Below are 24,647 nucleotides of genomic sequence, written 5' to 3'. Positions count from 1 at the left end.
TCTGCCAGCCTCAATTGGTTAGTGGCCTGATTAGTGTCCCCCGCCGACGTGAAAGCCGGTCAGATAGAGCAGCGGGAACAGGAAAATCCAGACGATGTCAACGAAGTGCCAATACAAGCCGCTGATCTCGATGGGAATGTTGTACTCTTTGCTGAAACGCCCGCGCTGGGCCATCACAATCAAGGTAATCAGAATCCCCGCCCCGACGATCATGTGCAAGGCGTGCAGCCCGGTCATCATGAAATAAATCCAGAGAAACACCCGCACCTGCTGCTGCAATTCGAGCGGTATGCCGTGCGGACCTTCGGTCGGCGGGTGATACCAGGTCAGCGCCGGGAAGAGATGATCCTCGAACTTCGCGCTGTATTCGACATACTTGATCCCTAAAAACGTGCAGCCCAGGATTAACGTGATGACCAGAAAAAACACGACTTTGTTTTTATCGCCGAGTTGCGAATAGTAAACGGCCATCGCCATCGTCAAGCTGCTGACGATCAGCACGACCGTATTCGTGCCGCCCAGCGGGACGTTGAGCAGGTGGCTGCCGAATAGAAACCCTTCCGGATAGGTGGCCCGAAAGATGGTATACGCCAGAAACAGGCCGCCAAAGAACATCAATTCGGTCAGCAGGAAGACCCACATTCAGATGGTGCCCGCCTCTTTCTGCTGCTCCATCGTGGCGAAATGATGTTGCAGTCCGGGTACGTGTGCTGCGTGTTCAGACAAGGTGATTCTCCTTGAGAAAATGTATGGCAGGCTGCCAGCCTGCTGCAGCTTGGAACGTGTGCGCCCTGGCAACCGATAAAAACTAGCGCCGGTGGCCGCAGCAGGCTGGCAGCCTGCTGTACAACGCACGTCAGTTAAGCCGAAACGATAACTTTGTTCCCTGCTTCCTTGATCGCTTTGACGTGCTCGAAGGAATACGCTTCGTGTTCGACCACGGGCGTATAGGTGAAATTCTCAGGCGGCGGCGGCGAAGAAGTCTCCCATTCCAACCCGCAGGCCCCCCAGGGATTGTCGCCCACTTTTTCGCCGTACTTGATTGACCAGGATAGGTAAACCAGCGGCATCAAAAATCCTACCGCCAGGATCGAAGCCCCCGCGCTCGAGAGAATATGCATCACCTGAAATTCGGGCGAGTAGGCGTGATAGCGGCGCGGCATGCCCAAATAGCCCAGCACGAATTGCGGGAAGAAAGTCAGGTTGAACCCCAGAAAAACGATAACTGCCGAGATACGCCCCCAAACTTCGGGATACATCCGGCCCGTGATCTTCGGCCACCAGAAATGCAAGCCACCCAAATAGGCGATGACCTGACCGCCTACCATCACGTAATGGAAGTGCGCCACGACGAAGTAGGTATCGTGCAAATGCACATCCAAGCCCATGGCCGCCAGGAACAAACCCGTCATGCCACCGACGGTAAACAAGCCCAGAAACCCTAGGGCATAGATCATCGGCGTGTCATACGAGACCGAACCTTTGTAGATGGTCGCCGTCCAGTTGAAGGTTTTGATGGCCGACGGAATCGCCACGGCGTAAGTGATAAGCGAGAAAACCATCCCGGCATACATGGACTGGCTGCTGGTGAACATGTGATGCCCCCAGACCAGGAAGCCGAACACCGCAATCGCCAACGACGAGAAGGCGACGAAGTGATAACCGAAAATCGGCTTGCGGCACATGCTGGCGATGATCTCGCTGATCACGCCCATGCCCGGCAACACCATGATGTAAACCGCCGGGTGCGAATAGAACCAGAACATGTGCTGGAACAAAACCGGATCGCCGCCGAGCTTCGGATCGAAAATGCCAATCTGTAAGGTGCGTTCAAACGCCAGCGCCAGCACTGTGATGGCGATGACCGGCGTGCCCAGAATCTGGATCAAGCTGGTTGCATAATGCGCCCACACAAACAGCGGCAAGCGGAACCAGGTCAGCCCTGGCGCGCGCATCGTGTGGATCGTCACCATGAAATTCAGCCCCGTCAGAATGGACGAGAACCCGGTGATAAAAATCGAAACGCCCGCCAGCGTGACCTGACTGTTTGAATAGATCGAACTGTAGGGCGGATAGAACGTCCAGCCGGTATCAATGCCGCCATTGATCAGCGTGTACATCATCAGCGCGCCGCCGATCATGTAGATATACCAACTCATCAGATTGAGGCGCGGGAAAGCCACGTCTTTGGCGCCCAGCATCAGCGGCAACAGAAAGTTCCCCAGCGTCGCCGGAATGGACGGGATCAAGAAGAAGAAGATCATGATGACCCCGTGCATGGTGAAGACACGGTTATAGGTCTCTGCCGTCAACAAATCGCCCTTCGGGGTGATCAATTCCAACCGGATGATGCTGGCGTAGATGCCGCCGATCATGAAGAAAAACGAAATACCGAATAGATAGAGCAGACCGATGCGTTTGTGATCCAGCGTCAACAACCAGGATTTAACCGTATGGTCGACGTTCAGATATGTCACACGCTCTTCGGCTTCCGCGTTTACAGGCCCAATGTTTGCGGCGATTTCCATAGCAATGCCCTTTTGTAGTGCTTCAGCGCGGCGGCGGCGGCCTCTTCTTCAGGCTGCCACGTTCAGCGCACAAATCCGCTTGAAAGAAATAATGACTATACAAACTCAGGCCACATAAGTGCCCGAATCAATCCGCTTGACCAAGCTTAGTTGGCCGGTTTGGTCGCCGGTCTGGTCACAGGTTTCGCAGCCGCCCCAGCCGGTGGCACAGGCGCACCCGCTGCCGGAGCAGCCAGTGCTGGCGCGCCTGTCGCGGGAGCAGCCGGAGCCGCAGCCCCAGCCGCATTGGCTTCCTGTTTCCCGATAGATTTCAGATAGGCGATGACCTGCACAATTTGTTCTTCGGTCAACTGACCTTGATAAGTGCTCATCATCAAAGGATACCCCGCCACGATTTTCACGTGCGGGCGCAGAATGGATTCGCGCACATACGCGTCATCCGCCAAAACCGCTTGCCCGCTGGTCAACTTGACCTGGCTGCCATAAACGCCCAAGAGCGAGGGGCCGCGTCCGCTGTTGTCTTCTTTGTGGCAGGTGTTGCAGCCCATCGTGGCAAAGATTTTTTTGCCCACTTCGGCGGGAGCGATATTGCCGCTGCCATCCGCCAGCCAGGCTTGATACTCGGCGGGTTCCATTACGTAAACCGTACCGACCATACCGGAATGCTGCGTGCCGCAATACTCCGCACAAAACAGATGATAACTGCCCGGCTTGGTCGCCTCGAACCAGGTCGAGGTGTAACGGCCCGGCACGATGTCGGCCTTGGTACGAAAGGCCGGGATGAAATAGGCGTGCAAGACATCTTCGCTCGTCATCGTCAGCTTGATGCGGCGGCCCATCGGGATGTGCAATTCGTTGATTTCGCGGCGGCCATCGGGATGCTGCGCGCGAAACATCCACTGTTTGGCGGTGACATAAATCTCCATCGCATCGCGCGGGTCTTTGTACATCTCGTAGTAAAGTTTCGCGCCCCACAGGAAAATGCCCATGGCCATGATGAACGGGATCACCGTCCAGGTAACTTCCAGAATCATGGCGCCGTGCACGTTCACCCCGATCTGATCCGTGCGCTGCCGTTTGTATTTGTGCATCAAATAGGCCGCCGCCGCCGCCACTCCAATTGAGAAGACAATGGTCAGCAGCCACAACGCGATGTAAAACAGGTCTACCTCAACCGCAAAGGTCGAAGCCTGATCGGGAATTAACTGCACTTGAAGTAACGCCACTGGATTCATAATGTCCGTTAGGTTTGAAATACTACTGTCGCAACGCTCAGTGCGCTGCTTGTGCCCATTGCGCCTCTTTCTGTTTCGTCTTCCGGCGCAGATAAAAAAATAATGCGACTAACGTGAGCAAGGTCAGACTGGCGAAGATGCGCAAGACCCGCATCAACACCAGACTGTAGGTGCCGGACTCAGGGTCGTACTGGTAACAGTACATGATGATCTGGTCGGCCAGCGATCCGACCTTGCCCTGCGAAGCGTCCACGAAACCCAGGCGCAAATCGCGCGGCGCAAATTCGATCCCATAAAAATAGCGCGAAACCTTGCCTTCAGGCGTCAGCACCATAATGCCGCTGGCGTGCGCATATTGCTTTTTCGCCGGATCCCACAAGAAACGGAAGCCGACCGCTTGCGCCAGCGCTTTAATCGCCGGTTCACTACCGGTCAGAAAATGCCAGCCCGCCGCAGCTTCTTTTTTACCCAGGCGTTGCAAATAGCTATCTTTCTTGGCCGCCGCCAGTTCGGGTTGCTCGCGCGGATCGAAACTGACCGTCAGCCATATAAAATCTTTGCCCGGCGTCATCGGCAGCGTCTTCAATGCGCCTGTCGCGCCGTTGAGCACCTGATTGCACAACTGCGGGCAATCGTAATAAACCAAGGTCAGCAGCACCGGCTTGTCGGTGAAATAGTCTTTCAGTTTCACCGCCTTGCCGGTTTCGTCCACAAACTCCAGGTCGAGCGGCACCTGGTTATTAAGCAACTGGTCAATGCCGACATCGCGCAACATCGGCGGTCGCACGCCCGCCGGTTGCGCCCAAACGATTCCATTTACAAAGAGCGAAAGCAGGAGGCTGCGCACCATCCACAATGATCTTTTGTAGGACTTACGCAAGGGTTTGCCACAGAGGCACGGAGACACGGAGAAAAACAGAGAACCCCACCAGACTTGTAATAAAGCTCTGTGCTTCTGTGCCTCTGTGGCAATCTCGCTCGTGCTCTGCGCAAGTCCTATTTTGGTTTTCATACTGCTAAATCTGCTTTCAGACACAGCCAGTGATGCTGTGCCACCCCAACAACTATTGCTTACCGATTAACCGGCCCGCGCTCGCATCTGAACTCGACAATTGCGCGCGCGTCTTTTCTGCCGTAGCCAACTCAGACACCGCCGCCTCGGCTTTTACCGGCAAGCCGCGTTCGAGCAGCAACTGTTTGGCGCGCTCGACCGGGATGTGCGCTTCGACATTTTCTTTGCCCGCCACAAAACCATAGGACGTGAGATCGGCCTCGGTCTTTTTGCGATACTCACGCATTTCGTCCAGGGGCAGCAGCGAGGCATCTTTCGATCCCGGCTCTTTAGGCGCGCCTTGCAAAAGCGGTTCGCGTTGCGTGCGTTGGCCGCCGCCTGGCAGCGGCGGGGCAGCCGGATAGGTGGCCTGATCAACTCGATTGAAAACCACCGTCATGCCTTTGATGATGACGTAAACCATAGCCGTCGCCAGCGTCAAGATGATCAAAAACCAGGCAATCGGCTTAATGACTACGCCACTATCCTCTGGCAGCAGGTCTTTTCCGTGTTTGTCGTTAGGTGTGCTCATACTTTTCAGGATCGGTGCGGTACCGCGCGCGTCAGCAAGCGGCTACCTTGCAAAATCACCCGCTTGCTGACGCGCGCGGTACCGCACTGGTGTTCGAGTTAGTGATGACCGCCCGCTGCCAACGCTTCCTGCAACTGCGGATCATTGACCGGCAACAGCGAACGTTGCCGCAACTGCCCCACCAGCCACCAGAGCCAAATGCCGCCCATGCCAAACAGCATGGCGACATACCACCACAGGCCATCCACAAAATGGTCATTGACGTGGTCGTGGCGATTCTGGAATTCGGGCACCATTATCCACATCAAATCGAAGAAGCGCATGCCCAGCAGCAACAGGGCCACCCACTTCAAGCGGTTGGCGTGGCGCTTCAAATCGCGCGAGAGCAAGAGCAGGAACGGCATCACGAAATGCAGCAGGATGATCGCCACTCCCAAGTAACGCCAGACGCCTTTGAACCGCTCTAGAAACCAGGGAATCTCTTCCGGCAAGTTGCCCGACCAGATGATGACCAATTGTGAGAAAGAGAAATACGCCCAGACCATCACGAGCGCGAGTTGCAGCATGCCCAGATCGTGGAAAAGCTTGGATTGATAAACGTGCCGCAGATCATCCCGCTTGGCCAGCGTTACGCAAATCCAGATGATCAACGCAATCGTCGCCACGCCCCAACCCGCCAGCATCAACATTCCGAAAATGGTCGAATACCACTCGGCATCCAGCGACATCACCCAATCAATCGCCGCAAAGGTCAGCGACAACGCGAAGACCAGGAAGCCGGGGCCGCTCCAATTCTGCGAGCTTTGCAAATAGGCGCGGTCGCCCGTCTGGTCTTGCTTATGCGAATTGCCGCGCAGCTTCGTCGTCAACAAAAGCCAGATGCCGAAGTAAATCAGCCCGCGCACGATGAAGCCGGTCGGCGTCAGCCACTTGGCTTTGAAGGCCCACTGCTTGTTGGTTTGCATCAACTCGGCCAGATGTCCGACGGGATGCGCCCATTCATACAGTCCGCCATTGAGCATCCCATAAATCACCACCAGGAAGCCCGCCAGCATTAGCCAGAGCGTACTCGCGCCCGCTTCTAAAATGCGGCGAATCACCAAGCCCCAGCCGCCGCCGCCCAGGTATTGCACCATCAGCAGCCCCAGACTGCCCAACGAGATGCCAACCCAGAAAACGTAAGAGACCAGATAGGCTTGCAACGCCAGTTCCTTGCCGCCCGTGGCCGCCGCGCCGCCCAACCCAATGACCAAACCCAGCAGGCCAACGATCAAGGCTTTGGTTTGAATTCCTCCGAGTTCTGCCGGAGGAGCATAGTTCTCGTTCATGCTTAAATTCGTCCTCTTCAATGCGGGTTCAATACGGACTGCGATTACTTCGCGTGTTCTTCCGCTTTCTTTTCCCCGCCGTGTTCGGCGGTTGCGCCGTGCCCGGTCGCCGCCGGTTTCTGTGTCGCGGCGTCGCGCACCTTCTCCTTATCGGCTTCGGGCAACGTGTTGAAATCGGCGCGCTGGCTCAATTGCAACACCCGAATGTAGGCGGCGATTTTCCAGCGATCTTCCGGCGTGACCTGCGCGGCATAATCCGACATCGCGCCAAAGCCGTTCGTCATCACATCGTAAAAATAGCTGGCGGGTGCCTGGCGCAGGCGATCATCGTGATAGGACGGCGGTTTTTTGAAGCCGCGCAACGCAATCATGCCGTCGCCCCGGCCCAGTTTGCCGTGGCAATGCGCGCAATTGATATTGAACCGCTCCTGGCCGCGATCCAGAATTTCCTGTGTGACCTTGAACGGGAACGCATCTTCGCCTTTGGGAATCACAATCGGCGTCGGTGCGGCGCTCGGATCACCGGCCACCACGGCGTTGACGGTTTGCACTTGCTGCGCATTCCCCATCGCGGAAGGCGGCGCAGCCGGGTTGGCGGCTATCGAACCGCGCGCTACTACGCCTGCCGGATACTCGCGCATCCCGCCATCGCGGTAGGCTTTGTATTTCGGGTTGTCGTGCATGTCCTGGCGGCAGGCAGTCAAGGCAAAAGGCAAAAAGCAAAAAGCAAAAAGCAAAAATGATTTGCGCCTGAAGTGGCCGCGCGCTTCCAGGCAAAGGGCAGCACAAGGCAAACCATTTTTGACTTTTGACTTTTGACTTTTGCTTTTTGCTTTCTCAGTTTGCGACATCATTCACCTCCCGCGCGCCCAGACTGGCGAGAAAGGCTCGCGTGCCGTCATGGCTGTAGTTCGGATCATCAGCTTTCACGCAAAGGTAAAAGCGATCCGTCGAAGCCCGGTTGAAACTCGGCACGTTGAATACCGGATGATAAGGTTGCGGCAGCCGGTTCATCGCCAGCATCCCGATCACCGCGCCGAACGCGGCCAGCAGCACCGTGCACTCGAACATAATCGGAATCCACGCCGGCAAACTCAGCAACGGACGGCCACCCACGTTGAGCGGATAATCAATCGCCGTCATCCAATAGATCATCGTAAATCCGCCGATCAGCCCCAGCAGGCCCGACACAAACACGACCGGCGCGACACGGTCTTTATGAAAGCCAATCGCTTCGGACAACTCTTCAATCGGATAGGGCGAATAAGCGTTGAGGCGGCGATAGCCCGACGCATACGCTTTGCGCGCGGCGGCCACAATCGAATTCGGATCGTCGAATTCCGCGATGACGCCGTAGATGCCTTTTTCTTCTGATTTGTTCATAAGGCAGTGGTCAGTGGTCAGTGGTCAGTGGTCAGTGGCCGGTTGAACTGACCACTGACCACTGACCACTGACCACTAAATATCAATCTCCATACGAGGGTGACGGCACAACCGCGCCACCGATGCTCTTCTCTTTCTCAGCCACCGTGTGTTCGTCCACTTTGGTTTCAGGCAAGAGCGCCTTCATCTCGAAAATCGGGATGATCGGCACGAACCGGATGAACAAGAACATCAACGTCAGGAAGAAGCCAATCGTGCCGAAGAACATCGAGAAATCGAAAGGCGTCGGGTGGTACATCCGCCACGAACCCGGCAGAAAGTCCCGATTCAAACTGGTCACGATGATGACGAAGCGTTCCAGCCACATGCCCACGTTGATGAACATGCAGATGACGAAGAGCACGACTTGATTGTCGCGGAAGCGCTTCAACCACAGCAACTGCGGCACCAGGAAGTTGCACAAGAGTAGCAGCCAGTACGCCCACCCATACGGCCCCATCGTGCGATTCTTGAACATGAAATCTTCCCAGGTGCTGCCCGCATACATCGCAAAGAAGGCTTCCATTCCGTAGCCGTAAACCACGATCAGCCCAGTGGTCAGCATGACCTTGCACATATTGCGGATGTGCCGTTTGGTGATGAAATCTTCGAGGTGATAAAACTTGATCAGCGGCAAGCCGATGGTCAGCACCATCGCAAATCCGGCATAGACCGCGCCCGCCACAAAGTAGGGCGGAAAGATCGTCGCGTGCCAGCCCGGCACGATGCCAATCGAGAAGTCGAATGAAACGATGGTGTGCACCGAAAGCACCAGCGGCGTCGAAAGCCCGGCCAGCAGCAGATACGCCGTTTCATAACGATGCCAGTGCCGCGCATCGCCGCGCCAGCCCATCGCCAACAGGCCAAAGACCAGCCGCTTCCATTTGTCGCTCGCCCGGTCGCGCATCGTGGCAAAATCCGGAATCAGACCGATGAACCAGAAAATCGCCGACACCGTGGCGTAGGTCGAAACCGCAAACACATCCCACATCAGCGGGCTTTTGAAGTTCGGCCACATGCCCATCGTGTTCGGCAGCGGGAAGAGGTAATAGTCAACCCACGGACGGCCCGTGTGCAGCGCTGGGAACAAGCCCGCGCAAGCCACGGCAAAGAGCGTCATGGCTTCGGCAAAGCGGTTGATCGAATTGCGCCAGTTTTGCCGCAGCAGCAACAGAATCGCCGAAATCAAAGTGCCCGCGTGGCCGATGCCGATCCACCAAACAAAGTTGATAATGTCGAAGGCCCAGCCGACCGGGATGTTGTTGCCCCAAATGCCCACACCTTTTAGCACCAGGTAGGCAATCGTGTTGAACAACATCAACGCGCCCAAAAACGAAATGGCGAAGCCGAAAATCCAGCCCTTTTTGAACCCACGCATGAAGACCATATCTATGATCTTCGTGGTAATCGAACGGACGTCGTGTCCCGGCCCGATCAACGGCGGACGCGGATCAACGTCTTTGTTTCTCATCACTTCTTCAGCCATGTTTTGCCTCCCCGCCCGTAGTTGCTGAGCCGTGGCTGCCACTCGCCGACCCGGCTAATTCAGGGTTCGGGTTGCGGATTTCAGCCAAATAGCTGGTACGCGGCCGGGTATTCAAATCAGCCAGCACTTCGTAATTGCGCGCTTCGTTCTTCAGCTTATGGACGCGCGCGCTCTGATCATTGATGTCGCCAAAGATGATCGCCTCCGTCGGGCAGGCGGTTTGGCAGGCGGTTTGAATGTCGCCATCCTGCACTTTGCGGTTCTGTTTCTCGGCTTCGATCTTGCCCTGCTGAATGCGCTGCGTGCAGTAAGTGCACTTCTCCATCACACCGCGCGTGCGCACGGTCACGTCCGGATTGCGCACATTCTTCAAGCTCGGCGACTCCCAATCGCCGTACAACAGATAGTTGAAGCGGCGTACCTTGTAGGGGCAGTTGTTCGAGCAATAGCGCGTGCCGACGCAGCGGTTATAAACCTGGACGTTCAACCCTTCGGCATCGTGAACCGTGGCATTGACCGGACAAACGACCTCGCAAGGCGCCTGTTCGCAATGCTGGCAGAGCATCGGTTGGAAGTAGACTTCCGGGTTGACCGTGTCGCCTTTGAAATAGGTGTCAATCCGCAGCCAATGCATGATGCGTCCGCGTGTGACGACATCTTTGCCCACGACCGCGATGTTGTTTTCAGAGACACAGGCCACGATGCAGGCATTGCAACCGATACAGGCATTCATATCAATCGTCATGCCCCAGGCATAACCATTGTATGGGTACTGCTCCGGCTTGTAGATCGTCAGTTCCTTGCCCGGCTTATGCGCGCCGTGATGCACGCTCTGCGGGTCTTTCTTGTACTCTTCAAGCACCGTGGTGCGGACGATGTGGCGCGGTTGCAAGTCGCCTTCTTCCAGACCGGAAGTGTCAATGTTGAAATGCTCTTGCGTCGTCGCCAGGACATAAGTGCCAGAAGCGGCTGCAAAGCTGACTCCATTGGTGGCAATCCACGGCTCGGCACTGGTGCGCAGCCGGTAGGTGTCGAAGCCCGTCCCGGTACCGACATTGCCCGCGCGCTTGCGTCCGTAGCCCAAAAACACGGTGATCGAATTATCCGGCTGCCCGGGTTGAACCCAGACTGGCAGCGCCAACTCTTCAGTGCCGTGCTTGAGGTTGATCAGGTTCGCCTTGGTGGCATGCCATTCTTTATCGGGGGCCAGTCCCAATTCAGTGGCTGTCTTCGGGCTGATGATCGCGTAGTTGTCCCAGGTTACTTTTGAAAGCGGCTTGGGCGTTTCCTGCAACCAGCCATTGTTGGCATAACGGCCATCGTGAACACTTGGGTCAAGGCGGAAGACAATTTCGCGGTCATTCTGGGCAGTGGGCTTGGCGTTGGCCGACCAATCGCTCTTGAGCGCGACTTGATCGAGCGGCAAGGCGGGCAAGGCCGTGTTTTCGACCAACCCGTCGTGCAGGGCTTTTTTCCACTTGGCTTCAAAGTCCGCGCCGAGCCGCGCCTTCCAAGTGTCGCGCACCAGATCGTAACTGGTTTTGGTCGCATACCCGGCCAGCGCCGCGATCAGTTCGTGCGGCGATTTGCTTTCGTAAAGCGGTTTGATCAGCGGCTGAATGATCGAAACAGTGCCATCGTAAGCCAGGGCATCGCTCCAATCTTCCAGGTAATGCGCTTCGGGAATATGCCAATGGCAAAGCTCGCCGGTTTCGTCGTGATGCGAACCCATATGGATGCGCAACCCGGCTTTTTGCAGCGCGTCGCCGAATTTCAAATCGTGCGGCGCGGTGTAAACCGGATTCGCCCCGATGATGACCAGCACTTCGACTTTGCCTTCGTTCAAGGCGGCGGTTAGCTCAGAGATCGAAGCGCCGTGGTCGGCTGGCGCGGCTTCAAGCGAAGCGGTGTGCACTACCGTCTGACCAACATTCCCAAGCGCGGCGTTGATGACATGCGCCAAGGCGTGCACCGCAGCGGGTTGGTGCTGACCAGCAACCACAATGCATTTGCCTTTGTGGGCGCTCAAGTCTTTGGCCACGGCCTTGGCAAATTTATCGGCTTCCCCGCTCAAGCTGCCGCTGACGCCTGGCGCGCCGACTTCGGCAGCCACGGCCCGCGCAAGGTTTTCGACTTCCCTGGCTTTGATGGGCAAACGGTGATCGGCTTTGGCCCCGGTACGCGTCACCGTGCTTTCGGCCACGTACAGGCGATTCATTTCCGTCTTGCCATCAACCAACCGGCGGCGATTGATGAAGTCACGCGCATAGCGCAAATTGCCCGCCCCTTCGACTAGAAAATCGGCGTCGAGCGACAAGACCACATCCGCTTGATCGAATTTGTAAACGGTATTGAGCATCTGCCCAAACGCCAGCTTGCTGCCCAGCCGCGCTTCATTCGGGCCGCCCGGCTCGTACTGGTGCCACTTGGCTTCGGGCAGGTCGGTCAGCAGCGCTTTGAACTGTGCGCCCAGCGTGGGCGAGGTCGTCGCTTCGGTCAGGATGCGCAACCCGGCGCCTTTCTTCGGACGCTGTGTGTCCAGCACACCGCGCAAGGCATCCAGCAAATCGCCCCAGCGCGCCGTCGAACCTTTATAAAGCACCGACCGGGAGCGATCAGGATCATAGAGGTTCAAAATCGAAGCCTGCGACAGCACGCTCGTGCCGCCCTTGCTGGCCGGGTGTTCGGGGTTGCCCTCGATCTTGGTCGGACGGCCTTCGTGGCTTTCGACCAGCAGGCCCTCGGCCACGCCGTGCAAACGCATCGCCGTCGCAAAGAAATAGGATTTGCCCGGCAAGTATCCATCCGGGTTCTGCACATACGGCACGGCGAGTTCGGTCGGTTGCACCGTGCAAGCGGTCAAGCCGGCAAACGCCATCGAAGCGCCCATCAGCTTCAAAAAGCTGCGCCGACCAGCCGGATCAAGCCAGGACGGATCCCCTTCCGGCGCATTCAAAGCGGGAAACTCGCGGTGCAAAAACTCTTTGAAGCGCTCGGTGTCGGCCAGTTCTTCCAGGCTGCGCCAGAATTCACGGCCTTTGGCCTCTTTGAGCTTTGCGCGAATCGGCTCAAGTTCAGGATGATGTTCTCGATGAGACATTGTTTTCCAACTCGGTAGTCAGTCTTCAGTCGTCGGTAGCCGGTGCTGCGCCTACACAGCCGAATACCGCCCACCGACAACTGTTATCTATGGCAAGTCGAACAGCTCGTCAGCACTTCTTTCGACTGAATGTTGTATTTTTGGGCAAGCTCTTTGCCTTTGACGGCCTGATCGGGTCCGGCCTGCCACTCCATATTGGTGATGTCTTTCTTGTCACGCAGCACCGCTTCGGGGTTGCGGTGGCATTGAATGCACCACTCCATTTGCAACGACGAAACATTCCAAATGCCGGGCATTTCATCAATCCGCCCGTGGCAGGTCGAACAGCCGACGCCTTTGTTGACGTGAATGCTGTGATTGAAATAAGCGAAGTCGGGCAAGTCGTGCACTTTGGTCCATTTGATGGGCTGATTATTTCTCCAACTGGCGCGCACGATCTCCAGATACTGGGTATTGGAAAACAATTGAGAATGGCAATTCATGCACGTTTTTGTCGGAGGCAAACCAGCGCTGGCCGCCGTCTCAACCGTGAGATGGCAATAACGGCAATCAATGCCGTCATCCCCCACGTGGTGTTTATGGGAAAACTGAACCGGCTGATCGCGGGCCACAAATGCCTGTGTAATATAGGACGAACGTTGCAATTCAAGTAGCGCCCACCCGGCGCCGCCCGCCGCCAACACGACGAGCACAAGACTCAAACGCGCAAGCGTGTTACTGCTGCGCCGAAAGAGTTGCGGCATAGAAAAGCCTCCATCTTCGCGGATTGTCGTTGCGTTTAAGTTATCTGGACTAGCTTGGCAAACTCGAAGTTTGTGAATTCCCGAATTTGAGAGGCGGAGTTTTCCATACGCTCCGCATCTCTGTCAAGCAGCGAAGCGGCGGCGCAATCATGCGCCTCAATTTTTCACGGCCCGCCCGCAAAAATCTCAAAAGCGGCGGCGCGCAAGCGTGGGCGACGGCCTGAAACCTAACGTGGCTGGCCCTCGCCGCCTTCCCGGCGCGCGGTAAGACCGACTTTCACCGCATCCTCTTGCTGAATGTTCACCAAAGCCACAAACGCACGCCCCTGATACGTCCCCAATGTACACGGCTGCGACACGCTCGCCACCTCCCAACCCGCAGGCAGCAAGATCGTATTGCGCAAGCCTGTCACCGTGCGTTGAAAGCGCAACGTCCCTTTCGCCACGCTATACGCCAACGGATCAGCGACGCTGCCGCCCACTTTCAATCGCGCGCTCTGCCGCTCATTCACGATAGGCACTTCAAGTTTGGCGACGACTGCCCGGCCCTCTTTCGCCAACTTCAACGCTTGCGCCGTGTCCAAATCAATGACCTTCAAATCAAGCGCAGGCGCATTGTTCAGCCGGACGCGCTCGCCCTTGCGCATCTCGCTGTAAGTTTGCTCAACGCGGAACCGATGCGTCTCCGGCGCGTCCAAATCGTACAGCGTCCGGCTGTCATCCCAAGCCTTGTCGCGGCTCTTCTCCCAATCCGGCAGCCCCTCAAACGTCACAGCCGTCTTCCGCGCCCGAATCGTAATCGGCGAACCGCCGCCGCTCGGATTGGTCAACGACAGCTTCAACCGCCCATCCGGCAGCGTCGTCACCTGCGATGCGATGTTGGCTGAAGCGAACGCATACCCGCGCGGCAACACGACACCAAAGCGCATTGCGCTCAGCGCCCGCACCCAGACAATCTGCCCGCCCTCGGCGTAATACGTCCGCGCATCCTTGTACGTCTTTATAATCAACACGCGCCCCTCGCCGCCCACCGGCACAGGCCGCGGCAACTGCGCCACGATGTAATGATCTTCCGGCACGAACTGGCCCGGCAGCTTGCGCGCCTGCGCCTCTTCACCGCCGATATACTCGAACTTCAACGGCTCGCCCGTGCGCGGATCGTAGACCTCAATGCCCCCGCCATCACTCCCGTGCCGCGTGCCATTGATGAGCAGCGTCGCCCCGGCCCGCGTCTCCTGCGGCAAGAAGACGATGCGGAAGGCGTGCGACTCAGGATCATCCAGCAATTCGTATTGCGTGTAGGCATCCAAGGCGAACAAGCGCGCCAGCGGCGGCGCGGCGCGCAAGACATCGTCAGCGGGAGCTTGCGCCAAGGATTGTTGAGGCTGGGGGCGAGGTTGTTGTGCGGCTGTCCAAAACGGCAGCAAGGTGAATGCAAGAGCAAGTCCGGCGGCGGGCAGCCAAATACGTTTGGAATGGTTCATGACCTTATTTCTCTTCCGAAAACTGAATGTGGTTACTTCATTGGCCGGCATTGTCTTTTGCTTGGAGCTGAATTACCAGCATCACTTGCGCGCAATTGCCCGCCTAAGCTGTAGCGGTGTCCTCGCCGCTAGATCGGTTTGCAATCGCGTGTACGTGATGGGCGAAGCCTTGAGACGGTACCGCGCGCGTCAGCAAGCGGCGCATCACTGCCAGATCATTGGCTGCCATCCCACACTCCGCTTGCTGACGCGCGCGGTACCGTCTCGTGGCGCAATTTCCCCTACACTGAAGTGAAAACCGATCTAAGCCGCCAAGAATAAGCCGGACGAGCCATCAAAAGATTCATTGCCCGGCACATACCCTTCGCCGTATGCTGCTCGCGAAAGGAGCATTTCAGCATGGCACGCAATTCAGCGATCAAGCAGAAGCGCTACGCGCTTGACGAAACCAAAATCAAACGCGCTCAGAAGGTGCTCGGCACCCAGACCGAGGCTGAAACCATCGAACGCGCCCTCGAAGAAGTGATCTCCGAGCACGAACGCCAGCGGCGCGCCTGGACGGCCACGGAGCGCTTCATCAAAAGCGGTGCCGTCATCAAGGATGTCTTTGGCAGACTTGGCGAAGCGGAGGGATAAGCTTTGTCCGGCATCCTCTTTGATACTTCGGTCTATATTTCGGCGCTGCGGCAGGGTGATGCCGCCATCCTTGGACTGCGGCGGGCGGTGCGCACCGGCGATCGGCAAACACGTCCGTTGTGGTTGAGCGTGGTCGTGCTGGAAGAGCTTTACGTCGGCGCGGTGGATGCAAAGGTGCGATGGGATTTACAACGAATGGAACGCGAGTTCTTGCAGATTGGGCGGCTGTTGGTGCCAGACCGCCGCGATTGGACGAGCGCCGGACAGGTGCTTGCCAAAGTCGGGCAGAAGTATGGGTTCAATCTGGTCGGCAGGGCGCGCCTGACAAATGACGCGCTGATTGCGATGTCCGTCGCCAGCCACGGCTTCACTGTTCAAACGAAAAATCCAGGCGATTTCCAGCTTCTCGCAGAGTTCCGGCCATTTGATTCGGAGATAGTTTGAAACTTGATTGGCGCTGGCTGGCCAAGCGTAGGTGTTATCTGATGCGTGCCGCTGTCAGCGTGCAGGCTTGGCAGCGGATGTGACCATGCCGGAGGGTTTGCCTGCGGCCTCCATCCGTCACACGCCAAGTCTGCACGCTGGAAGCGGTGCGTACCCAGGCTGCATTTCTGCGTATTTACACCTTCTTGCCGCCGCCCGCTTGGCAGCCGTGCGCGGCTATGTTGAAATGCCCGCACGATCCGTTCAATCCCAAACATAAAGGAAACATCACCTTGCTGATCTTGCACGCGAGCCTGCAACAGGGCCAATTGCTCTTGTGGGGCGAGGTTCCCGCCAAGACTGTTCTGGCATAAGCTAAACGCAAAAAGGATAACGCCGCGCCCTGGCCGTATGACGCGGGCAGCGCACGTTTGCTGACCGCACTGGGCGACGTCTTTTCGGACTTGGAACTGGAAACGGCAGACACGTTGCCGCAAACCATCTGGCTGCCTGCGCTGGGGCAAGCGGCGCTGGCTTCCAGTCCGTTGATTGCGGAACCGCCTGTGGACGCGGCGAAAGCCGTGTTGACGAAGTGGACGGTCACGGCGTTACCGCTGGCCACTATTGAAGCCGTCGAGTTGCTTTGCCATTGCGTAGGGCAAACGACGCTGGTGCCAGGCGTGTTGATCGGCAATGACCTGGCCTATTGCGCTTCGGTCTTGCGGTTCGCGGGCGCGCTGGTGGCACGGCAACAGATAATGCCGGGCGTGCGCTTGGAAGACGAGGAGTATCGCGCTTGCTGGCAACCGCTGTTGACTGGGAGCGATGCGCAGCGCGTGACACAACTGGCGCGCGCGTTGCCACACAGTTGCCGGGCGATGACAGAAGATGGGGCGCAGGCTCCGGCGGCAACGGAGGTGTTGCAAGAGTTGCTCGACACGCTGGTGGATCATCTGGCGCGGTTCAGCGTCGCTGCTGAACCACGCACACGAACGCCGCGCAAAACCAAACGCGAATTCGACAGCTTGCACGATCAATGGCTGCACGCGCTGCGCAGCACATCGGCCATCCTCAGCGGCAAGCCCGCCGAATTGCGGCAACTGGCCGCGCAGGTGCGCGATTGGCAGCGTCCGCTGACCATCACGACTGCCACACCTTTCCGCCTGTGCTTTCGGTTGGAAGAGCCGGGCGATGAAACTGAAGCTCCGTCGCCGCGTGGCCGCGCCTCAACAGCGTGGCAAGTCCGCTACTTATTGCAAGCCGCCGATGAACAGAGTTTGTTGGTGCCGGTCGCTGAGGCATGGCAAGCGAAAGGGCGCGCGGCGGCGGTGCTGAAACGCGGCGGCTTCAATGCGCGTGAATACTTGCTGGCGGCGTTGGGTCAGGCCAGCACGCTCAGCCCGCAAATCGAAGGGAGTTTGAAAACCGCTGCGCCCGCTGGTTATGAACTCGACGCGACGGGCGCGCATCAGTTCCTGACCGAAAAAGCCTGGCTGGTTTGGCGTGCTGTTGCCCGCGTGGTGGACGCGCAAGGGGACGAAGCTGCGGCTGACGGCGCGCGCCAGTGTCAAAAGTCCGAAGCTGGCGGGGGGCGGCGGCCTGACGCTCAGCGACATCGTGCAATTTGATTGGCAGATGGCGCTGGGCGACGAGACGCTCACGGTGAAAGAACTCGCCGCGCTGGCCGCGCTCAAAGCGCCGCTCGTCAAAATTCGCGGCCAATGGGTGCAACTCAACGCCGAAGAGATTCAGGCCGCGCTCGCCTTCTGGAAGAAGAATCCGACCGGCGAGGCGACCGTGCGCGAGGTCGTGCAAATGGCGTTGGGCGCAAATCAATTGCCCGGCGGCATTGCGGTGCAAGGTGTGCAAGCCGAAGGTTGGATGGGCGAGTTTCTGGCGCAACTGGACGGGCGCGCGGCTTTCAACGAACAAGCGGTGCCCGGTGAATTCAACGGCACGCTGCGGCCTTATCAATTGCGCGGCTATTCGTGGCTGGCGTTTTTGCGGCAGTGGGGTTTGGGCGCGTGTCTGGCTGATGACATGGGTTTGGGCAAGACGGTGCAGACGCTGGCGCTGAGCGAGCGCGACTGGCACGCGAATGGCCCATCTGCAAAGAAGCCGGTCTTGCTGATCTGTCCGATGTCCGTCGTCGGCAACTGGCAAAAAGAAGCGACGCGCTTCACGCCCGATTTGCCCGTGCTGGTGCATCACGGCACCACGCGCAGCAAAGCCGCCGCATTCAAAAAAGAAGCGAAGAAACACGCCGTTGTTGTTTCCAGCTATGCGTTGTTGCACCGCGATCAGACGCTGTTTGACCAAGTCGAATGGGCGGGCGTGATCCTAGACGAAGCGCAGAACATCAAGAATGCCGAAACCAACCAGGCCCGCGCCGCCCGCGCCATCCAGAGCGATTACCGCATCGCGCTGACCGGCACACCCGTCGAAAACAACGTCGGCGATCTGTGGTCGTTGATGGAATTCCTGAACCCCGGCTTCCTCGGTACGCAGGCCGCGTTCAAGCGCAACTACTTCATCCCGATTCAGGCGCAACGCGACGCCGATGCCGCGCAGCAACTCAAACGGCCGACCGCGCCGTTCATTCTGCGCCGTTTGAAAACCGATAAGACGATCATCTCCGACCTGCCCGACAAGCTCGAAATGAAAGTCTTCTGCACGCTGACCAAAGAGCAGGCTTCGCTCTATGCCGCCGTCGTCGAAGACATGAGCAAGTCGCTGAACGACGCCGAAGGCATTCAGCGCAAGGGGATGGTGCTGGCAACGCTGACCAAGCTGAAACAGGTCTGCAATCATCCGGCGCAATTCCTGGGCGACAATTCGGCGCTGCCGGGCCGTTCGGGCAAGCTGGCGCGTTTGACCGAAATGCTGGAAGAAGCTTTGTCCGCCGATGATCGCGCGTTGGTGTTCACACAGTTTTCTGAAATGGGCGAACTGTTGCGCAAACATCTGCAAGAAAGCTTTGGCCGTGAGGTCTTGTTCCTGCACGGCGGCGTCGCCAAAAAACAACGCGACCGCATGGTCGAACGCTTTCAACAAGCTGACGCAACAAGCCCGCCTCTGTTCATCCTCTCGTTGAAGGCGGGCGGCACCGGCTTGAATCTGACGGCGGCCAATCACGTCTTCCACTTCGACCGCTGGTGGAATCCTGCGGTCGAGAATCAGGCGACTGACCGCGCCTTCCGCATCGGCCAGCGCCGCAACGTGCAGGTGCACAAATTCCTCTGCGCGGGCACGCTCGAAGACCGCATTGACGAGATGATCGAACGCAAACAAGCCCTCGCCGCCAGCATCGTCGGCACGGGTGAAGGCTGGCTAACCGAGCTTTCCAACGAGGCGTTGAAAGAGTTGTTTGCGTTGCGGCAGGAAGCAGTGAGCGAATAAAAAACTTGCCCACGAAGGCACACCAAGAAGCACGAAGTATTGTCTGGTTTTCTTAGTGCTTCTTCGTGTGCCTTCGTGGGAGAACTCAAAAAGTCAGAAAGGAATCAAGATGGGTTATTGGAACGACTGGAGCAATTACAAACCGCGCATCAAGGCCAAAGGCGGCATCCGCGCGCAATCCAAACGCGGCAGCTTTGGTGAAACCTGGTGGGGCAAACGCTGGGTCGCCACGCTGGAAAGTTTCGACATCGGCGCGCGCATGGGCCGGGGCCGTTCGTATGCGCGCAACGGTTCGGTGCTCGCGATTGACATCGCGTCCGGCGAAGTCAAAGCCAAAGTCCAAGGCTCCTATCCGCAGCCCTACAAAATCTCGATCAAGCTCAAAGCCATGCCCGATAGCGATTGGCGCAAGCTGGCCAAGGCACTCTCGACCCAGGCCATCTTCGCCGCCAAGCTGCTGGCGGGCGAGATGCCGCCGGAAATCGAAGACGTTTTCAAAGCCGCCGATCTCGCGCTCTTCCCCGCCAAGTCAGGGGACTTGCACACGGACTGTTCCTGTCCCGACTGGTCGAATCCGTGCAAACACATCGCGGCAGTCTATTATTTGATTGGCGAAGAGTTCGACCGCGATCCGTTTCTGCTGTTCAAATTGCGCGGGATGGAACGCGCGGCGTTTACCAAATTACTGGGCGCGGCCACGCCAGCAGCAGCAGCGGAAGAAGCTGTGCTTGCCAGGCCGCCCGAACCGCTCAACGCCACCACGTTTTGGCAAGCCGCGCCGCTGCCACCCGATTGGCTGGGCGAAGCGCGCACGCCGCCGGTCAACGCCGCTGTCTTGCAACGGCTGGGCAACTTCCCGTTCTGGCGCGGATCGGAAACGCTGGCAGAGGCGCTCACACCGGTTTATGTGGCAGCCTCGGCGCGTGGGCTGGAAGTCTTCGTTGGGTCAGAGCGCGCAGTCGAACCACGCGCGGCGTAAAGGTTGCGCGCCGAGACGGTACCGCGCGCGTGAGCAAGCGGAACTGTCACAATGAAGCCAATGGCGCAACATTGACGCACCGCTTGCTCACGCGCGCGGTACCGTACCAACCCTCCATCCAAACGATCAGAACTTTTCCCGCACCCGTAGATAACTCGCAAAGCGCGGCAAGCCGTTTTTCGTCAACCCGCGATAGGTAAACGTAATCAACGTGCCAACCGCCGGAGGCTGCGCGCGCACCGCATCGGTGAAGCCCGTCCCAATCTGAAAGCGTTTGCCATCCGCCAGTTCGACTTGCAACGCGCCCATCATCCCCGCGTATTTGCCCTTGCCCGGCACGTAGCCAATCACCGTCGCCTCGGTATCATCCAATGGTTTCAATTTCAGCAGCGCATCGTTTCGCCCCGTGACGTAAGGCGCATCAGCGCGGTGTAGCATCAAGCCTTCGCCGCCCGCGCGGACGATTTCGGCGAGCTTGCGTTTGAGCGCGGCGTTGTCAGGCAACCGGAACTGCTCCACGGCGACAAGTTGCGCGAAGTTGGCGGCGGCGACAATGCGTTTGATCTGTTCGTAACGCTCGGCAAACGTGCCAGGCGTATCAGGCAATTCAAAGATCATGTATTTGATCTGCCGCCACTCCTCATCCAGCGGCGTAGTTTTGCGCACCGCGCCCGACAGCTTTTCAAACTGCCCGCGTCCAATCCACAACTCGCCATCAAGCGATCGTTGCGGCAGTTTGGCTACGAACCACGCAGGCGCGGCAAACACGTTACCCGCGCGCGAACGCAGCGCCTTGCCATCCCACAGCGCACGCACGCCGTCATATTTTTCGCTGACCAGATACGGCGTCGGGTCAATGTCGGCATTGGCGACGTTGGCGAGCAGAGTGCGCGTGGCTTCGGGCGCCTGGGCGTGAACGAAGGGCGCGAGTGCGAGACAAAGGGCAAAAGGGAAAAGGCGAATGAGTGGCTGCATAAATGGCTCCTGTGTTGATGAATCGAAAAGTTTGGCTTCGGGTGGCGACGAAGCGGCGTTTGGCGGAACGCTCGACTTATGCGGCGCGCTTCCAATCCAGCCGCAACCGAATGCCGAGCGCGTTCAGCAAGCCGGTGACATCCGTCCACTGCAGTTGCGCCGCAGGCAAAGGCATGCGTTTGGCTTCCGCCACATCGCGCAAAGCCAATTGAAACGCCGCCTCATCATTCTCTTCCAGCACCGCATTCAGATAACCTGCGGCGTATTCCGGGTCGCGCAACCGCACCAACAAATCTTCTTTGTAACTCACAGCCGCTCTCGCTTCCATCTTCATTGTTCCTCACGTTCAGGGGCGCGTTTTTGATAATCGGCCCAGTATTTCTTTGCCAGTTTGATGTCGGCAACTTGCGTGCGTTTATCGCCGCCACAGAGCAGGATGACCAGCGTCGCTCCCGCCATTGCGAGGTAAACACGATAGCCCGGCCCGTAATCAATCCGCAACTCCGAGACTCCGCCGCCCACGGCTTTGACATCGCCCGGATTGCCGCCGCGCAAACGCGCCAACCGCGCGTCTATACGCATCTGCGCCGCCCGATCCTTCAAAGCGTCAAACCAATCCCGAAAGGGCGAGTCGCCCTCCCGCGTTTGGTAGTATTCGATCTCTTTCGGCTGCGTGTTCATCGGTCATTCCTGTTTTTACCGCCAGTTGGCCTACCCCTGTTTGGCCTGAGAGACCTCTTTTCTAGCCTCAGTAAACAGTTCATCGAGATCGTTTTCAGAATAACCTTTCGCCTCGACTTCAGCGCGGAAGGGCGCAAGGATTTCATCCAGCGTCTTCAACCGTGGTGAGCTATCGCTCTCCGCCATTATGCGCAGGTATTCATCCAGCGAGAGTTGGCGCACGGCGGCCTTCGCCATCAGCAATTGTGCCGTTTCGTGGGGTACTTCGATTTGAGTAGTTGTGAGCACTGACATAGCGTTTTCACCCCTTTCAATCGCATTGTACTGGGGCAGGTGACAATTCGCCACAAGCAAGCCAACTGGCTCATCGCCGGACAACCATTGAAATCGCGTCAGCCTGAAACTATATTGCCTCCGCCCCAAAATCATTCCTCTTCGCGTTTTCAATCAGCAGCTTTCACATAGAGCCACGCATGAATCACAAACCACAATCGCGCAAAGAGGCGCGCGAACGCCGCCGCAGAGAGAATTTTGTCGGACGCAGCGAGCAACTCAGGAAATTTGAGGAAAACCTGCGGGACGACGACCCGCTCTTGATCCTCTCGGTAACGGGCGAAGGCGGTGTCGGCAAAAGCACTTTGCTCAAACAATTCGAGAATCTCGCTGGCAAGCGCAACGCCATCGTCATCACTTGCGATGACGAATACACGTCGCCCGCCGCCGTGATGGGGCGCGTAGCCGAAGAGCTAGCCAAAGCTAAATTCACGCACAACGCTTTCGACGAACGGTACAAGGAATACCGCAAACTGCGGCAAGAGGTCGAAGGCGACCCGAAAGCTCCGCGCGGTGTCATTGATCTGATTGCGCGCGGGGTGACGGATGCCGCCATCAAATCAGCACGCCACTTTCCCGGGGCCTCGCCGCTGCTGGAACACGTAGATGAAAAAGCGGCGGGCGAAACGCTGTCGCAATTTGCTCATTACGCAATTGATCGTTGGGGCAACAAAGATGAAGTCCGCCTGCTGCGCGAGCCGGAACGCATTCTCACGCCGCTTTGGCTGGAACTGATAGCTAAAGCCACCGCTTCCCGCCGCGTGCTACTGCTCTTCGATGTTTTCGAGCGCACCAGCGCATCGTTGACTCCGTGGTTGTTGGCGCTTTGCGGTTTCGAGCATGGCGATTTCAACACCAATCTCAGCTTCGTCATCGCCGGGCGCGAGCCGCTGGAGCAGCATTGGACGGACTTGGCGGGCGACATCTGTCACATGCCGCTCGAACCGTTCACGCCGGAAGAGACGCGCGCCTATCTGCTCACCCGCGAGATCACCGACGACCATGTGGTCGCGCAAATTCACGAAGACACCGGCGGCTTGCCGGTGCTGGTCGAACTGCTGGCCGCCACAAATCCGCAACCCGGCGTGCCACTGCGCGATGTCAGCAAGGATGCGGTCGAACGCTTTCTGCAATGGGTCGAGCAGGAAGAGCGCCGGCGGGCAGCCTTGCTGGCCGCCGTGCCGCGCCGCTTCAATCGCGACATTCTCAGCGCCGCATTGGGCAGTGATGCAACTGTCACCTTCAACTGGCTCGCCACACAGAGCTTCGTGCGCAGGAATACCGAGGACGGCTGGTTCTATCACGAGAAAGTGCGCGAGTTGATGTTGCGCCATTTGCGCAACACGACGCCTAAGGATGCGGACGGAGCGCATGCACACTTGGCGGACTACTTCGCGCAAACGCAAGCCGATCTCAAGCTCGAAAACAAGGAAGCGTATGACAGCGAGACGTGGCGGCAGGCTGAATGTGAGCGCGTTTATCACGCCCTCAGCGCCCAGCCGGATCGCAACAGTGGTGCAGCAGTGAATGCATTTCTTCATGCGTTTCGCTGGCGTAGGAGAGTTTCCGAAAAGCTTGCAGAGTGCTGCCAACAGTGTGGGCGCGAAAAAGGATCGCAGTCAATGCGGGATTTAGCGGAAACGCTGGTGGGTATTCATCGAGCTTATGATCAGGATGAGTTTCAGCTTGGCATTGAAAAACTAAGCTTGCTCGAACGGCGAAACGATCTGACGACTACCGCTCGCTGCGTGATCCATGCCCTGCGAGGTGAGATGTATCTGTCGGTGGAGAAAATGGAAGAGGCGTTGACCGACCTCACGCGCGCCATCGAACTCGATGAGAAGTATGTTCGGGCAATCATGCAACGCGGAGAGACCTATCAGAAGATGGGCAAGTACGAGGAGGCGCTGGCCGACCTCACGCGCGCCATCGCACTCGATGAGAAGTATGCTTGGGCAATCACGAATCGCGGAGAGACCTATCGGTTGATGGGCAAGTACGAGGAGGCGCTGGCCGACTTCACACGCGCCATCGCACTCGATGAGAAGGATGATTGGGCAATCACGAATCGCGGAGAGACCTATCAGGAGATGGGCAAGCACGCGGAGGCGCTGGCCGACTTCACGCGCGCCATCGCACTCGATGAGAAGAATGTTTGGTGGCGCGGATTAACCTATCAGGGGATAGGCAAGCACGCGGAGGCACTGGCCGACTTCACGCGCGCCATCGCACTCGATGAGAAAGATGCCTGGACAATCATGCAACGCGGAGAGACCTATCGGAAGATGGACAAGTACGAAGAGGCGCTGGCC

At 57.9% G+C, this 24,647-nt stretch carries 19 protein-coding genes and 2 pseudogenes; 5 read left to right on the top strand and 16 right to left on the bottom strand.

Annotated features, from left to right (window positions below; all coding sequences use genetic code 11):
- Nucleotides 1-30: 30 nt before the first annotated feature.
- From HY011_01595 to HY011_01540, 12 genes and pseudogenes are all read right to left on the bottom strand, one after another.
- A pseudogene (locus tag HY011_01595) lies at nucleotides 31-675 on the bottom strand (cytochrome c oxidase subunit 3 family protein).
- A gap of 185 nt (nucleotides 676-860) precedes the next feature.
- Nucleotides 861-2,528, bottom strand: a complete 1,668-nt coding sequence (gene ctaD / locus HY011_01590; GenBank protein ID MBI3421608.1) for a cytochrome c oxidase subunit I — start codon at nucleotides 2,526-2,528, stop codon at nucleotides 861-863.
- Nucleotides 2,529-2,674: 146 nt separating this feature from the next.
- A complete protein-coding gene (coxB, locus tag HY011_01585) occupies nucleotides 2,675-3,754 on the bottom strand; it encodes a cytochrome c oxidase subunit II (protein MBI3421607.1) in 1,080 nt (359 codons plus the stop codon).
- A 46-nt stretch (nucleotides 3,755-3,800) separates the two neighbouring features.
- On the bottom strand, nucleotides 3,801-4,613 hold the full coding sequence (locus HY011_01580) for an SCO family protein (protein ID MBI3421606.1): 813 nt from the start codon (nucleotides 4,611-4,613) through the stop codon (nucleotides 3,801-3,803).
- Between the two features lie 214 nt (nucleotides 4,614-4,827).
- Nucleotides 4,828-5,346 (bottom strand): hypothetical protein, encoded by a 519-nt coding sequence (locus HY011_01575; protein MBI3421605.1) that lies wholly within the window; start codon nucleotides 5,344-5,346, stop codon nucleotides 4,828-4,830.
- Between the two features lie 98 nt (nucleotides 5,347-5,444).
- A complete protein-coding gene (locus HY011_01570; protein MBI3421604.1) occupies nucleotides 5,445-6,674 on the bottom strand; it encodes a hypothetical protein in 1,230 nt (409 codons plus the stop codon).
- 44 nt (nucleotides 6,675-6,718) lie between these two features.
- Nucleotides 6,719-7,357, bottom strand: coding sequence for a cytochrome c (locus HY011_01565; protein MBI3421603.1), 639 nt, complete (start codon nucleotides 7,355-7,357; stop codon nucleotides 6,719-6,721).
- A gap of 154 nt (nucleotides 7,358-7,511) precedes the next feature.
- Complete coding sequence (locus HY011_01560) at nucleotides 7,512-8,057, bottom strand: DUF3341 domain-containing protein (GenBank protein ID MBI3421602.1); 546 nt, start codon at nucleotides 8,055-8,057, stop codon at nucleotides 7,512-7,514.
- An 82-nt stretch (nucleotides 8,058-8,139) separates the two neighbouring features.
- Nucleotides 8,140-9,582, bottom strand: coding sequence for a polysulfide reductase NrfD (nrfD, locus tag HY011_01555; GenBank protein ID MBI3421601.1), 1,443 nt, complete (start codon nucleotides 9,580-9,582; stop codon nucleotides 8,140-8,142).
- On the bottom strand, nucleotides 9,575-12,682 hold the full coding sequence (locus HY011_01550) for a TAT-variant-translocated molybdopterin oxidoreductase (protein MBI3421600.1): 3,108 nt from the start codon (nucleotides 12,680-12,682) through the stop codon (nucleotides 9,575-9,577). Before HY011_01550 ends, nrfD begins: the two co-directional genes overlap by 8 nt.
- A gap of 83 nt (nucleotides 12,683-12,765) precedes the next feature.
- Entirely contained in the window at nucleotides 12,766-13,425 is a 660-nt protein-coding gene (locus HY011_01545) for a cytochrome c3 family protein (protein MBI3421599.1), read from the bottom strand.
- A 227-nt stretch (nucleotides 13,426-13,652) separates the two neighbouring features.
- Nucleotides 13,653-14,909, bottom strand: a complete 1,257-nt coding sequence (locus tag HY011_01540; GenBank protein ID MBI3421598.1) for a hypothetical protein — start codon at nucleotides 14,907-14,909, stop codon at nucleotides 13,653-13,655.
- Nucleotides 14,910-15,308: 399 nt separating this feature from the next.
- On the opposite strand from HY011_01540, the gene HY011_01535 reads away from it, so the two are divergent.
- From HY011_01535 to HY011_01520, 4 genes and pseudogenes are all read left to right on the top strand, one after another.
- Nucleotides 15,309-15,545, top strand: a complete 237-nt coding sequence (locus HY011_01535) for a hypothetical protein (GenBank protein MBI3421597.1) — start codon at nucleotides 15,309-15,311, stop codon at nucleotides 15,543-15,545.
- 3 nt (nucleotides 15,546-15,548) lie between these two features.
- Nucleotides 15,549-15,989, top strand: coding sequence for a type II toxin-antitoxin system VapC family toxin (locus HY011_01530; protein MBI3421596.1), 441 nt, complete (start codon nucleotides 15,549-15,551; stop codon nucleotides 15,987-15,989).
- A gap of 272 nt (nucleotides 15,990-16,261) precedes the next feature.
- Nucleotides 16,262-19,367 (top strand): annotated as a pseudogene (locus HY011_01525) (DEAD/DEAH box helicase).
- Between the two features lie 109 nt (nucleotides 19,368-19,476).
- Nucleotides 19,477-20,346, top strand: a complete 870-nt coding sequence (locus HY011_01520) for an SWIM zinc finger family protein (protein MBI3421595.1) — start codon at nucleotides 19,477-19,479, stop codon at nucleotides 20,344-20,346.
- 126 nt (nucleotides 20,347-20,472) lie between these two features.
- On the opposite strand, the gene HY011_01515 is transcribed toward HY011_01520, so the two are convergent.
- From HY011_01515 to HY011_01500, 4 genes are all read right to left on the bottom strand, one after another.
- Nucleotides 20,473-21,321 carry a DNA ligase gene (locus HY011_01515; protein MBI3421594.1) on the bottom strand — a complete coding sequence of 283 codons (849 nt, stop codon included), beginning with the start codon at nucleotides 21,319-21,321 and terminating at the stop codon, nucleotides 20,473-20,475.
- A gap of 76 nt (nucleotides 21,322-21,397) precedes the next feature.
- Nucleotides 21,398-21,649: a hypothetical protein gene (locus HY011_01510; protein MBI3421593.1), complete on the bottom strand. Its 252-nt coding sequence runs from the start codon at nucleotides 21,647-21,649 to the stop codon at nucleotides 21,398-21,400.
- Between the two features lie 2 nt (nucleotides 21,650-21,651).
- Complete coding sequence (locus tag HY011_01505; protein ID MBI3421592.1) at nucleotides 21,652-22,002, bottom strand: type II toxin-antitoxin system RelE/ParE family toxin; 351 nt, start codon at nucleotides 22,000-22,002, stop codon at nucleotides 21,652-21,654.
- A gap of 30 nt (nucleotides 22,003-22,032) precedes the next feature.
- Nucleotides 22,033-22,296, bottom strand: a complete 264-nt coding sequence (locus HY011_01500) for a hypothetical protein (GenBank protein ID MBI3421591.1) — start codon at nucleotides 22,294-22,296, stop codon at nucleotides 22,033-22,035.
- 179 nt (nucleotides 22,297-22,475) lie between these two features.
- Here HY011_01500 and HY011_01495 point away from each other — a divergent pair.
- The coding region (locus HY011_01495; GenBank protein MBI3421590.1) for a tetratricopeptide repeat protein at nucleotides 22,476-24,647 on the top strand (2,172 nt) is incomplete at its 3' end.

Source organism: Acidobacteriota bacterium (genome assembly GCA_016196035.1).
Lineage (GTDB): Bacteria > Acidobacteriota > Blastocatellia > RBC074 > RBC074 > JACPYM01.
This window is presented reverse-complemented; position numbering and strand designations above follow the sequence as displayed.